We start from the raw sequence: 13,755 nt of genomic DNA, 5'->3' as shown, positions 1-13,755 counted from the left end.
AGCAAAGCGGCAGCGACAAATGTTTCCTGCGCGAAAGCAAAGCGGCAGCGACAAATGTTTCCTGCGCGAAAGCAAAGCGGCAGCGACAAATGTTTCCTGCGCGAAAGCAAAGCGGCAGCGACAAATGTTTTCTGCGCGAAAGCGAAGCGGCAGCGATAAAAGCGCACAACCGGAACGGAAATCAACCACTCGCTTGCCGAAGAGCCATACTTTTTTCAAAAACAAAAAATCAGTGAGGACCTATAATCCCCACTGATTTTTAATTTACAATGAATCGCTATTTGTTAATGTTAATGTTAGATCCACTAATTTACCTTGGCGATATACTTTCATCGTTAATTTATCACCAATTTTTTTGTCGTTATATAAATGTTTGCGTAAATCGATTGCTGTTTCGATTTTTTTGCCATCCATTTCAACAATAACATCGTATTGTTGAGCGCCTGCTTTTGAAGCTGGAGAGTTAGCCACAACATCTGTAATAACAACACCTGTTGTTAAGTCTTTTGGTAATTTTAACGTTTGCTGTTGGTAGAATGATGGAACATCCGTTAAATCTACTAATTGAATACCCATTGTTGGACGTTTCATTTCACCATTTTTCTCTAATTCCTCGATAATTGGAATTGCTGAGTTAATCGGAATTGAGAAGCCTAGCCCCTCAACAGAGGATTCCGCAATTTTCATAGAGTTAATACCAACTAGCTCACCAGCAAGATTAACAAGTGCACCACCACTATTACCTGGGTTGATGGCTGCGTCTGTTTGTAACACTTCTTGTTGCCAATCTATTGTGCCATCATTGTTGATGTCAACTGGTACAGAACGATCCTTACCAGAAACAACGCCTGTAGTAACAGAGCCATAGAATTCTAAGCCAAGTGGGTTACCGATCGCGATTACTGTTTCGCCTTGTTTTAATACATCTGAGTTACCAAATGTCGCTACTGTCTTAACATCTTTAGAGCTGATTGAAATAACAGCTAAGTCTGTCCAAACATCGTGACCAACTAATTGTGCTACTTCTTTCGTACCATCTGGCATTGTTACCTCTAACTGTTTTGCACCTTCAATAACATGGTTATTTGTCACGATAAAGGCTTTATTACCTTGAACTTTGTAAATAACACCTGAGCCGCTTCCAGCAGGCTTGTCTGATGTGGATTGTGGACTCCAGAATCCGCCGCTTGTCACTTCTTGAATATTCGTTATCCCTACAACAGCACCTGAAGCCTTATCTACTGCTTTCGTAACATCCGTTGTCACTTCTGTCGCAACTTGATTAATGGTTGTTTTACCTGTGTTACTTGTCGTTGTACCTGGCATTTGATTGACAAGTCCAGGCATCATGAGCCAAACGAGTAAAGCGCCTATGATGACACCGATAAGACCAGTGAAAAAATAACCACCCTTACCTCCGCCACCGCCTTTCTTTTTATGACGCTTATCTTGCATTTCTCTCTCCTCTCGTTCGAGTCGCTCCTGAAGAGGTGATTTCTGTATTTCATCATTTTTTAGTAAATCATTGCTTTTATCATCATCTTGAAAATAGCTCATTCTCCTCATCCTTTCCCTTATTAGTATTGGTTAGTTGTTACCCTAATATTACGATTCAAACATTAAAATTAGATGAAAAATAAATAAAATGGACATAAAAATGGCTGTTCAACACATTTTCTTTAAAATGTGATTGAACAGCCTCATTTTTTTATTGTATAAAGTCGATATTATTAACGAACGTTATTTGTAACTGACGCTTTGCTTTCGCTACAAATAACATCTGCTGAAAGAAGTTAAACCGTTACTAATTTCGTCGGCTCTTCTGCATCTGTATCAAATAAATTTAAATACTCTCCGACAATAATGCCGCAGGATTGCAAAGTTTGTGTGACACTCATGCGCGCAAGCTCTTTCATGTTATTATCCATACTTAAATGTGATAAATAAATATTCGTTGGTTTTTCAAATACTACCTCACTCATTGCTATTGCTGCATCCTCATTTGAAACGTGCCCTACATCACTTAAAATACGACGTTTTATAGACCATGGGTAGCGCCCCATTTGCAGCATATTCACATCGTGGTTACTTTCAAATACAAAGGAATCAGCACCTCGAATAATACCCTTCATACGGTCGCTGACATAGCCTGTATCCGTAATAACAACAAGCTTGCGCCCATTTTCATGGAAGCTATAGAACATTGGATCTGCTGCATCATGGGATACGGCAAAGGATTCAACAGCTAATGAACCAAAATGCTTTACAGTATCCATTTCAAATTCAAAACGTTGCTCTAAAGGTATTTCACCGACTAGCCCGTCCATCGCCTGCCACGTTTTGGCGTTGGCATAAATAGGTACATTATATTTTCGTGCTAATACACCTATTCCTTTAATATGATCACTATGCTCATGTGTAACAAAAATGCCACTTAGCTGTTTCATATTGCGGTCGATTTTTGTAAATAGTTGCTCCATCTTTTTGCCACTGAGACCAGCATCGACAATAAATGCATGATCATCATTCTCTACATAAATCGAATTCCCTGTACTACCACTTGCTAAAACACTAAATTGCATCATTCAACTCCCCAGTCTTCCTCTTCGCCTTTTTTCTTGTCTCCTTGGATTTCAACAATTTTTCCATCAATAGCATCAACGAAGTACTCTTCTATTTCGCCGCCCGATAATTTCACTTGTACTTCCCAAGTTGGTATTAACACTTGCGTTTGCGTTAAATTACTAAATGTCGAGTAACCTAACTTCACTTGCGTAATACGAGATTCTGACTTTAATAGCCCTTTATTATAAAGAGTCTGGAAAATTTGAAGTGGTGGAATAACAGTTTCCTGTTGCTCCATCTCTTCGATATTGTCAATCATTGATTGCTCATACGTTACTACTTCATTATCTGTATTCCACCGTACTTTTAATAAGGCACTCTCATTGTAATAGAACATTCGATTATTTTTTTTCTGGAAGAAAATTGCGACTCGTTCCTCACGATCTACCTTCCATAATGCATAAGAATCTCCATCTTTAACGTTTGTATGGACAAATTCGGTAAAGCTTGAATCATCAATATTTCGTAATTTCACAGGATTGATAAAAGTAGCACGTACATGTGCATGTGTCTCATCTGTGAAACTTATTCGCTGATTGTCATCAGTAAAATCATCCGCATTTTTAAAAATGTGCACTTTGCCTGTAATATAAGTAGCAGATTCATTACTATTTGGCAGCGCTCCATACGTAATATTATCATCTTTTAAACGGGCTTCTATTGTTTTTTCACCTAGTATTTCCACGCTCTGCGCTTCATTATAGCGATTTAAATACATCGAATACAAGAAGATATCTAAAATTAAAAAAACGAATATGAAAATAGACTTTGTTCTATTCCAATCCATTTTTGACACCTCCTAATAGTTCAGGCGTCAGTTTCGTTGATATACCGTTACGAATAACAAACCAGCATGGCTCTAATGTCACTATTGTACTTTGATTATGAGTTAAATTGAAACCTACAACAACGTCATCTATATCTGATAAATCAACGTTATTAAGCTTTTGAATCTTTTCAATGATTTCCGACCCTGACGGAAGTTCTTTCCTCTCTTTTTCAGCTGAAATGTCTTTCTCAAAAGAAAAGTAAGGACGTTTGTAGCGGAAAATACGATTATCTCCCCAAACAGTTGTAATTCGGTTTATTGCCTGATCACTATAAACCGGTAATCCATGTAAATATAGCTGATAATCTAATTGGTTATTGGTTGTACTTGTTGATACATATCGATAATCAGATGTAAAACCTCCGTGTTCATTGATAAATTCAAAACTATCCGTCAAGAGCTTGGATGGCTCTATTCTTACACTACTTTCTGCAGCTGGATATACATAGGTCAATGATTTCAATTTCGAATCAATCATCATCCGTGACATTCCATCTTGATATTTTTCAGTAGTTGCACTTTCATCAGTGCGCAAGACATTGTTTAGATTTGTAAATAACACATTTTTAAATAATTCAGGTTTTTCTTCGACAAAATACGTATATTTTGCTGATTCAATTTTATCGTTAGCAATATATAGTGAGGTAAAGCCATCTCGCTCCACTTCTTTAAAAGTGCCGTATGTTTTCGCTGGCTCAATAATATTTCGTACAAATTGATTAGCATTTTCTAGACTTACATGTGAACGCATCAATAATTCATTATTGCTACTAATGAAAAACACCTGTAAATCTTTGTTATTATAATTACTCCAATCTATAATCATACGATTAAAGGTTGTTTCAGGTAGCTCCTTATCGGAAAACTGAAAAATTGAGTTAAAGGCAGAATAAGGAATCTCACCGGTAAAAAAGACAGTCATACAATTATTAGTACGAATCATCTCGTTTACAGAGTCGGCCGTAATGTTAGTGTTAACGGGCATTAAATCTAGGACATTCCATCCCTGAAATGCTTCCATAATATCTTCCATTACGCCATTAGAAACTGTACCCGTAAATTCCTTATCAAAACGGTAAATAGCTTTATATGGACGAATTACATCCTCCATTTTTTTTTGAGGTCCAACTAGGATTTCTTTTCCTTCAGTCTGCTCAATAAATTTATAATCTGGTGTGTATGTCCAAATTATAAAGGTTAAAACCACACTCAGCATAACGAGTAAGAATAAAACAACAGATTTAACTGGTTCTATATATTTCATTCCCACTCACCTGCCTCGTCAAAATCATCTAAATTAAGTGGTAATGTGAAGAAAACCGTTGTTCCATGTCCTTCCTCACTTTCAGCCCATATTTTACCGCCATGAGCTTCAATCATTTCCCTGGCAATAGCTAGCCCCAGACCTGTGCCTCCCATAGAACGAGCTCGAGCTCGATCTACTCGATAGAAACGATCAAAAATACGTCCTACATTTTCCTTTGGAATTCCCATTCCATCATCAGAAATCATAACTTTCAGCATATCTCCTTGTGCTGTAAAGCCAAAGCGAATATTACCTCCATCTGGTGAATACTTAATAGCATTGGAAATGATATTATCAATAACCTGTGTCACCTTATCCGTATCAATTTCTACATAATAGGATGCTTCGGGGAATAAACGTTCAAACATCACTTTGTCTGACTTAGACATTTCAAAGCGATCGATAATACGGTTAAAGAATGAATTGAATAGAACAATGTCTTTATTCAACTCATAATCTGAACTATCCATTCGTGATAACTGCAATAAGTCATTCACTAAGCGAATCATACGCTCTGTCTCTGTTTGTGTGACATTCAAAAATGTTGGAGCAATATTTTCATCTTTCCATGCACCATCTGCTAACGCTTCTAGATAACTACGCATCGTCGTTAATGGTGTCCGTAATTCATGTGACACATTTGATACAAACTCCCTACGATCCATCTCTATTTTTTCCTGCTCCGTAATATCGTGCAGTACGGTAATTAGACCATTAATAAAGCCCGTTTCTTTTTGAATAACAGAGAAATTCGCACGTAAAATATACGGTGCGTCAGCTGTACTGAAATTTAAATTCACCGCATCATTCATGTGAATTAAATCCTCAAAACTATATTCTTGGTCAATACCTAAGACAGATGCAATCGGACGACCTAATGTAATATCTCTTGAAATATGCAGCAGCTCTAGTGCGGGATCATTAATAAGAATAATGCGCCCTTTTCGATCTGTCGCAACAACACCATCCGTCATATTACTGAGGACTGAATCGAGCTTTCGCCGTTCTGCCTCTGTAGTAGATTGCGCCTCCTGCAAGCGATTGGTTAAATGATTAAAAGTAATAGCAAGCTGCCCTATCTCATCTGTACCATAAACCCGCACTTTTCGGGAATAGTTACCTTTTGCCATCGCTTGCGCCTGCTTACGCATATCTGCAATTGGCTGTGTAATTGTTCGTGCCACTAAGATTCCTAAAAAGATTGTAATCACCAAGGACACTGCTGTACCACCAAGGAAAATACGGTTAATGTCATTCACTTGTTCAAAAACAGATTCAATATTAGCTTCAATGTAGAGTACCCCAATAATTTCATCATCAGGACCTACGCCATCTCGAATTGGCGAAGCTAACACCCACACTCGATTCCTTGTTTTATTATCAAGTTTGATGTTTTCAAATAATGTTTCTGCAGAGATTGCACGGCGTACGAGGTCATTGTTCGAGCGCTGTCCAATCAAATTTTGATTGTCTACCTCAGATGTGGCTCGAATACGCTGTCTATTATCGATGATACGGATTTCTAAAATATCTCCATTAGAAACTTCCTTCAACCCCGTGGAAAACTCCATTACAATTTTTTTTAAGCTCTCTTCAAGAGTTGGCATACTTTCATCGCGTTCTTTTAACATTTCTTCACGAATGCTATATTGCATCAAATCAACACGTTGAAAAATGGATTCTCGGAAATTGGTTTTTAAATTTTGTTCTAATTCACGTGCAAAATAGATACCTATTATTTGCAAAGCAAGCAGGATTAATAAAATATAAATTAGTACTAACTTGACATGAATTGATTTAAAGAAGCTTACTTTCTGCATTCCTTTTTACTCCTGTTCAGGATTTCGTAAATAATAACCTACACCACGGCGTGTTACAATCCAAGCTGGATGACTAGGATTGTCCTCTATTTTTTCACGTAAACGACGAATAGTTACATCTACTGTTCGTACATCGCCGAAATAGTCATAGCCCCAAACAGTTTGTAGTAAATGTTCACGCGTCATGACTTGACCGATATGCTTACCTAAGTAATGTAATAGTTCAAACTCCCTATGCGTTAGTTCAATTGCTTCGTCACGCTTCAATACTAAGTAAGCATCTGGCTGAATAACAAGAGAGCCTACTACAATTTCATTGGATTCTTCTTCAGCCTCTTCGGCGGTAGGGGCTACTACCTGTAAGCGACGCATATTTGCTTTTACACGCGCAATAAGCTCACGTGTACTAAATGGCTTTGTTACATAATCATCTGCGCCCATTTCTAGTCCTAATACTTTATCAATCTCAGAGCCTTTTGCAGTTAGCATAATAATAGGGAAATCATATTTTTTTCGCACTTCTCTACAAACTTCCATTCCATCACGCTTAGGTAACATTATATCTAAAAGCATTAAATCTGGTTGCTCTTCCTCAACCTTTTCTAGTGCTTCATCTCCATCATAGGCACAAATAACTTTGTAGCCTTCTTTTATTAAATTGAACTGTAAAATATCTGCGATTGGTTTTTCATCGTCAACAACTAAAATTGTTTTGTCCATATTCTCTTCTCCCTTTCGCTATTTATCTATTATTAAACGTTGCGTATTTTTAAAGTTACTACTCTTAACTCTACCATGCTTTTAGCTTCTATGCATTATTCTAAATCATAAGACATTATACGATATTGTATCGAACTATATTTCGACAAATATTTCTCGGGAAATAAAATAGATTTATATACGAAGTATACAAAAAGACAGCCCTATTTTGGACTGTCTTCTATTCGAATTGATTAACGCCCTACATATGATAATGGATTTTCTAAAGAGCCATTTTTCTCAACTTCAAAGTGTAGATGTGTACCTGTTGAATTTCCAGTAGAGCCCATAATACCTATAACAGAACCTTTTTCTACCACTTGTCCTACTTCCACTTTAATTGAAGATAGGTGTCCGTAAAGCGTTGTATAGCCATTATTATGATTAATCACGATACGATTACCGTAGCTACCAGAAACACCAGCTGCGACAACAACACCATTATCTGAAGCTATAATATTATAATTACTAGGACGGGCAATATCAATACCACGATGGAATTCGCCCCAACGTTGACCCATCCCACTTGAAATATAGCCACCAACTGTTGGCCAAGTAAATTCACCTGTACCCCGCGAAGAAATCACCTTCGTACCAACTACTTCAATTTCCTCAACTGGTTGTTGTATGATTTCTTCTTTTAACGCTACTTTGGATGTACGAGTTCCATTTTCAGATGTTAATAAATAAGATGTTTCTTTTTTTCCATTAACACCTTGTTGTTTTATCACTTTTTCACCTTTATACATTGTCGGATCTTCTTCAATTATTTTCTTAAACGGAATTTTATCAGTAACTTTCTTCTCCTGCTTTACTTCAAGCGTTACAAATGGTTTAGCGACTGTAACGTTTAATGCTTGTCCTATTTGTAAAACTGTATCAACAGTGATACTAGGATTTAACGCTAATAGCTCAGCTGTAGTTAATCCATGTTTTTGGGCAACTGAGCCCAAAACATCACCTGTTTGGATTTTATAAGTTTCTCGCTCAAGAGAGCCTGTCATTACATATTTCACAGCTTCCTCAGGCGTTACAATAGTATTGGGTGCTACTTTTTGTGTCGCACCAGATACTTCCTGTTTAAAAGAAACATCTAAAAGTCGCGCTTCACCAGCCTGTAAAGGTGGAATACTCGTAGATTGCTTGTTAACATATAAACTATTTAGCTCTTGCTGCGAAACATATTGTAGCTTTAGCATACGAATAGTATCTTCATAGGCTTTTGCATCTTTCAAAGAAACTACAGGCTTATTATCTACAAATAATGTGAAAGCTGGAGATTGAATCACTAAAGATTGCTCAAATTTCTTCAAAATTTCCACGTCTTTAGTTTGATTACTAAATACTTTTTCTGGGATTATTTTAACAGAAGAACTAGCATCGATAGATAGCTCTTTGTATTGTTGACTTGCTTCTTTTTCCTTTGAAGAAATGATTTCTTCGATAGCTTTCTCATTAGAGACCGCACCTATATATTTATTTCCCACATAAACGTGATAAATTTTATTTAAATCTTCTTTATGATTTTCTTTTGCAAAACCTACATTTAACGTTAAACTTGTCATTAAAACTGTAATAATGGATACCTTTTTAATTGAAGAAAAATTGTCATTGAATCTATTGTTTTTCTCTTTTCTAAACCAAGACGAACTCATCAATAAAGCTCCTTCCAACTTTAACCTATTGTAGGATTAATTACCCACAAAGATTTTTTGCACCACTATAATGTACCATAAAGAAAATACGGTTAGACTTTTTTCATCTTTTTGTAATGTAAATGTATTATTTCTCTACTAATTGTTACATAATTCCTATTTTTGTAGTGTTTAAATAAACCCGTGTATTCTATTTATTTATTTTTACTATGATTTTAGACTTATTACTTTTTACTTTTGTAATATTCCGATAAAATAGAATAAGGATATACTAGTTGATTGGAGCGATTAATTTGAATGATTCACAAACCTCTGGAATAACCCCTAAAGAAAGAAAGCCTCACCGTAAGAATACTGTTCGTAAACTTATAACTAGGACCATTATGGTAGCTTTAGGTGCAGTCATTATGGCACTAGGGCTGGAGCTATTTTTAGTACCAAATCACATTATGGATGGTGGAATCGTAGGTGTTTCCATTATCACTTCTCATTTATTAAATTTACCACTTGGTATTTTCATCTTCATTTTAAACTTACCTTTTATCTTTTTAGGCTATAAACAAATCGGTAAAACTTTTGCACTTTCCACAGGACTCGGAATTACAGTACTCTCATTAACAACACTTTTCTTACATAACATACACCCGTTTACTCAAGATTTGCTATTGGCCACAGTTTTTGGAGGCATGATTTTAGGTATTGGTGTCGGCATCGTCATTCGTTATGGTGGTTCGTTAGATGGGACAGAAATTTTAGCTATTTTATTTAATAGAAAAACACCGTTCTCTGTTGGTGAAATTATTATGTTCTTCAATTTAATTATCTTTACGGTAGCAGGATTCGTATTCACATGGGAACAAGCAATGTACTCTATCCTGGCATACTATATTGCTTATAAAATGATTGACATCGTTATTCAAGGAATGGAGGAATCAAAATCTGTTTATATCATCAGTGACGAAATTGATGAAATCGGACAGACCATTATGGACCGACTTGGTCGAGGTGTAACATTCCTTCATGGTGAGGGGGCTTATACCGGTAACGATAAAAAAGTTATTTTTACTGTCATTACTCGATTAGAGGAATCGAAGCTTAAATCGATCGTCGCTGAAATTGATGATCATGCATTCCTAGCAATTGGTAATATTGCAGAGGTTAAAGGCGGTCGCTTCAAGAAGAGAGATATTCACTAATGACAAAAGGGTCGTACCGTATATGGCACGACCTTTTAATGTTGTAACATCTATCAAATAAAGTATGGCTCTTCGGCAAAACGAGTGGTTGATCTCCGTTCCGACTGAGCGCTTTTATCGCTGTCGTACAGAGCAAAGCTTCCTGGCGCGTCCGATGAGCCGCTTGGGCCGACACGATGTTGGTCACGAAGGCGTTATCACAGGACCTGATGCTCTTAGCCTTCGTTCCTTTATTGCTGATCCCCAAGGAGTCGCTCAGTCTCCACTCCAATCAACCACTTCACTTAGCATTGTATCTCCTAGCATAGTTTCACTCTAATTTATAGTGATAATATAGGAAAACATAGCGTTCATAACAGATGTCCTTTGCAAAGCGTAGCTACACAAATGTAAAAATCGCTACAACTTATAGACAATATTCCCCTGAACATTTTGTTTTCAATACTATAAAAAAGGACGTACCGTTTATGGCACGTCCTTTTTAATTACAATTATTATGCTTCCCAAACGTCCACTAAAACGTTCGTTTGTTCACGTGCAGGACCAACAGAGAAAGTAGCGATTTCAATACCAGTTAATTCACTTACGCGTTCTACATAGCGTCGTGCATTCTCAGGTAGCTCTTCTAATGTTTTGCAGCCTGTAACATCTTCTGACCAGCCTGGAAGCTCTTCATAAATTGGTTCACATTGTTCAATAATATGAAGATTTGCTGGATACTCAGTAATAGTTTGATCTTTATATTTATACGCTGTACAAATTTTAACTGTTTCTAAACCAGATAAAACATCGATTGAGTTAAGCGCAAGATGCGTAATACCACTTACTCGGCGTGAGTGGCGCACAACTACCGTATCAAACCAACCTACACGACGTGGGCGGCCAGTTGTTGTACCGTATTCACGACCAACTTCACGAATTTGTTGACCTATTTCATCAAATAATTCAGTTGGGAACGGTCCATCGCCAACACGAGAAGTATAGGCTTTAGATACACCAATAACATTTGAAACTCGTGAAGGACCAATACCAGCACCAATCGCTACACCGCCGGCAACAGGATTTGATGATGTTACAAATGGATACGTACCTTGATCGACATCAAGTAAAATACCTTGTGCTCCTTCAAATAACACTTTGCCGCCTTCATCTAATACATCATTTAAGATTTTCGACGTGTCTGTTACATATTTTGCGATTTCTTGTCCATAGCTGTAATATTCCTCGAAAATTTCTTCGAATGTTACGCCTTCAACTTCGTAAAATTTCTCAAATAATTTATTCTTAATTACTAAATTTTGACGTAGTTTTTCTTCAAATACATCCTTGTCTAGTAAATCAGCCATACGGATACCGATACGTGCTACTTTATCCTGATAACATGGTCCAATCCCTTTACAAGTTGTACCAATTTTATTATCGCCACGGCTTTCCTCATCAGCGATATCTTGCTTTATATGATATGGTAAAATAACATGCGCACGATTAGAAATTCGTAAATTATCTGTATCAACGCCACGCTCTTGTAAGCCTCTAAGCTCAGTAACTAATGACTTTGGATTAACAACCAAACCATTTCCGATTACTGAAGTTTTTTCTTTATAGAAAATACCTGATGGAATTAAATGTAACTTATAAGTTTCACCATCAAATTTAATAGTATGTCCTGCATTATCACCGCCTGCAAAACGAGCGATTGCATCGGCTTTTTGTGAAAGGAAATCCGTAATTTTACCTTTTCCTTCGTCTCCCCACTGTGTTCCTACAACTACAACTGATGTCATAGTCAGCACCTCCGTTAGATACTATTTGTATCTCAATTTTTAAGCCGTTAATTATTGTAACAATGATAGAAACGCCTAGTCAACAAAAATACTTAAAAACACGAACATAAAATCAAAAAATATGATTCAACGTTCGTGTTTAATAACAGAATGATATGAATATTATCTAACATTCAGATTAATTCCGTCTCGGCATAATCGCAAACATTGAATTCCTCTTTTTCAATCAGTGTTTGGCCAAACATTAAAAGAACTATATTTGCATTTATCTCATTACCATAACGAGGTTGATTTCCGTTCCGCTGGGCGCTATCCTGGAGTCGCCCAGCCGGAACGGAAATCAACTTATATACATGACAGACGTTTTAACAAATGTCATCTCCAACTATTGGTGATGAGCCAAATAAATAATTAATCACGTGGCGGTGGTGGCGGCATTTGCGACCAATCCACATTAATGAATTTATTGAATTCTTTTTTAAACGCAAGTGTAACTGTACCCGTTGGACCGTTACGCTGTTTAGCAATAATAATTTCAATCATATTTTTACTCTCAGATTCTTTATCGTAATAATCATCACGATATAAGAAGGCAACAATATCAGCATCTTGCTCAATACTTCCCGATTCACGTAAGTCACTCATCATTGGTCGTTTATCTTGACGTTGCTCAACGCCACGAGATAGCTGTGATAATGCAATAACTGGAACCTTTAACTCACGTGCTAAGCCTTTTAATGAACGTGAAATCTCAGATACCTCTTGCTGACGGTTCTCACCTGGCTTACCACTACCTTGAATGAGCTGTAAATAATCAATCAAAATCATACCGAGGCCATGCTCCTGTGCTAAACGTCGACATTTTGCTCGAATTTCATTGATACGTACACCTGGTGTATCATCAATAAAAATTCCGGAATTCGATAAACTCCCCATTGCCATAGTTAGTTTACCCCAATCTTCCGTTGTTAAAGCACCTGTACGTAAAACTTGTGCATCTATATTTCCCTCTGCACAAAGCATACGCATAACTAGTTGCTCAGCACCCATCTCTAATGAGAAGATCGCAACATTTTCACGTGCTTGAACGGCAACACTTTGTGCGACATTCAATGCAAAGGCTGTTTTCCCTACAGAAGGACGTGCTGCTACAATAATTAAATCGTTGCGCTGGAAGCCAGCTGTTATATTGTCTAAGTCACGGAAGCCTGTCGGAATACCTGTAACATCACCTTTTTGTGATTGAAGCTTTTCGATGTTATCAAAGGTTTCCACCAATACGTCTTTAACATGCTTAAAATCACCCGCATTTTTACGATTGGCTACCTCCATCATTTTCTTCTCTGCTTCACCTAGTAATGCCTCTACCTCATCCTCACGTGTATAGCCATCTTCTACTATTTTAGTAGCTACACGAATTAAACGACGTAATAGAGCCTTTTCTTCGACAATTTTCGCATAGTGTGCGACGTTAGCAGCCGTAGGGACAGCATTGGCGAGCTCTAGTAAATACGATAGCCCGCCAACATCCTCAATTTCTTTTTTAGCTGATAATTCTTCAGTAACTGTTACAACATCTATCGCTTTTCCTTGATCACTTAAACGTAGCATCGTTTCGAAAATTGTCTTATGTGCATTATGATAAAAATCATCTGCTAGCAAAATTTCAGATGCAGTGATTAACGATTGAGGATCGAGGAAAATTGCACCGATAACCGATTGCTCCGCTTCCCGGTTATGCGGTGGAACGCGATCCATCATCGGTTCGTTCATGGATCGTC

11 protein-coding genes are annotated in these 13,755 nt (G+C 37.2%); 2 read left to right on the top strand and 9 right to left on the bottom strand.

Going from position 1 to position 13,755, the window contains the following annotated elements:
• Positions 1-236 (top strand): hypothetical protein (locus ACQKMV_RS22190; RefSeq protein WP_427506527.1); only part of this gene is annotated, 236 nt, incomplete at its 5' end.
• A gap of 28 nt (positions 237-264) precedes the next feature.
• Here ACQKMV_RS22190 and ACQKMV_RS22185 read toward each other — a convergent pair.
• The 7 genes from ACQKMV_RS22185 to ACQKMV_RS22155 form a co-directional block, all read right to left on the bottom strand.
• Entirely contained in the window at positions 265-1,557 is a 1,293-nt protein-coding gene (locus ACQKMV_RS22185; RefSeq protein WP_427506526.1) for a S1C family serine protease, read from the bottom strand.
• 236 nt (positions 1,558-1,793) lie between these two features.
• Positions 1,794-2,582 (bottom strand): MBL fold metallo-hydrolase, encoded by a 789-nt coding sequence (locus ACQKMV_RS22180; protein WP_427425752.1) that lies wholly within the window; start codon positions 2,580-2,582, stop codon positions 1,794-1,796.
• Positions 2,582-3,412 (bottom strand): two-component system regulatory protein YycI, encoded by an 831-nt coding sequence (locus ACQKMV_RS22175; RefSeq protein ID WP_427506525.1) that lies wholly within the window; start codon positions 3,410-3,412, stop codon positions 2,582-2,584. Before ACQKMV_RS22175 ends, ACQKMV_RS22180 begins: the two co-directional genes overlap by 1 nt.
• Positions 3,399-4,718 carry a YycH family regulatory protein gene (locus tag ACQKMV_RS22170; protein ID WP_427506523.1) on the bottom strand — a complete coding sequence of 440 codons (1,320 nt, stop codon included), beginning with the start codon at positions 4,716-4,718 and terminating at the stop codon, positions 3,399-3,401. The genes ACQKMV_RS22175 and ACQKMV_RS22170 overlap by 14 nt, the downstream gene beginning before the upstream one ends.
• On the bottom strand, positions 4,715-6,580 hold the full coding sequence (gene walK / locus ACQKMV_RS22165; protein WP_427506521.1) for a cell wall metabolism sensor histidine kinase WalK: 1,866 nt from the start codon (positions 6,578-6,580) through the stop codon (positions 4,715-4,717). The genes ACQKMV_RS22170 and walK overlap by 4 nt, the downstream gene beginning before the upstream one ends.
• 6 nt (positions 6,581-6,586) lie before the next feature.
• Positions 6,587-7,300, bottom strand: coding sequence for a response regulator YycF (gene yycF, locus ACQKMV_RS22160; protein ID WP_427506520.1), 714 nt, complete (start codon positions 7,298-7,300; stop codon positions 6,587-6,589).
• Between the two features lie 233 nt (positions 7,301-7,533).
• Positions 7,534-8,994, bottom strand: coding sequence for a peptidoglycan DD-metalloendopeptidase family protein (locus tag ACQKMV_RS22155; RefSeq protein ID WP_427506519.1), 1,461 nt, complete (start codon positions 8,992-8,994; stop codon positions 7,534-7,536).
• A gap of 275 nt (positions 8,995-9,269) precedes the next feature.
• Here ACQKMV_RS22155 and ACQKMV_RS22150 point away from each other — a divergent pair, with 275 nt between their 5' ends.
• A complete protein-coding gene (locus tag ACQKMV_RS22150; protein ID WP_427506517.1) occupies positions 9,270-10,190 on the top strand; it encodes a YitT family protein in 921 nt (306 codons plus the stop codon).
• 494 nt (positions 10,191-10,684) lie between these two features.
• Here the strand turns inward: ACQKMV_RS22150 and ACQKMV_RS22145 are convergent, their stop codons facing one another.
• Positions 10,685-11,974: an adenylosuccinate synthase gene (locus ACQKMV_RS22145; protein WP_427506516.1), complete on the bottom strand. Its 1,290-nt coding sequence runs from the start codon at positions 11,972-11,974 to the stop codon at positions 10,685-10,687.
• Positions 11,975-12,385: 411 nt separating this feature from the next.
• Positions 12,386-13,747 (bottom strand): replicative DNA helicase, encoded by a 1,362-nt coding sequence (gene dnaB, locus ACQKMV_RS22140; RefSeq protein WP_053482927.1) that lies wholly within the window; start codon positions 13,745-13,747, stop codon positions 12,386-12,388.
• Positions 13,748-13,755: the final 8 nt, after the last annotated feature.

It is taken from the genome of Lysinibacillus sp. NPDC094403 (assembly GCF_050278745.1).
Classification (GTDB): domain Bacteria; phylum Bacillota; class Bacilli; order Bacillales_A; family Planococcaceae; genus Lysinibacillus.
This window is presented reverse-complemented; position numbering and strand designations above follow the sequence as displayed.